Source organism: Pseudomonas sp. HY13-MNA-CIBAN-0226, from assembly GCF_040310305.1.
GTDB lineage: Bacteria > Pseudomonadota > Gammaproteobacteria > Pseudomonadales > Pseudomonadaceae > Aquipseudomonas > Aquipseudomonas gregormendelii.
Map to the genome: position 1 here is coordinate 1 of NZ_JBEOPS010000138.1, position 295 is coordinate 295.

At 56.9% G+C, this 295-nt stretch carries 1 protein-coding gene; it reads left to right on the forward strand.

Features of this window, described 5'->3' with window-relative positions; translation table 11 throughout:
* Positions 1-295, forward strand: a 295-nt coding sequence (locus AAEZ05_RS28120) for an ATPase, T2SS/T4P/T4SS family (RefSeq protein WP_502947798.1), incomplete at both ends; no start/stop codon positions are given.

A 295-nucleotide genomic window follows, 5' to 3' on the forward strand; every position in this document is an offset into this window, starting at 1 on the left:
CAAAAGCACTATCGGCGACTGAGAAGAAGCTCCAGGCCCAGGTGGTGCAGCTTTTAGGAGAAGCCCACCAGCGCAATGCCAGCGACGTCCACATTTTCGTAGGTCACGATATCACTCGAATCTTCTTTCGCATCCACGGGCTCTTGTGGGAGGCAGAACAGCACCAGAGCCAGGTGGGCATGGAGCTCTGCTCGTCCCTCTACAACAGCATGTGCGATGTCGCGAAAGACCACTACCAGCCGCAGGTGAGCCAGGACGCCAGGGTAAAACGCGCCTATGTCGACCAACTCGGTTT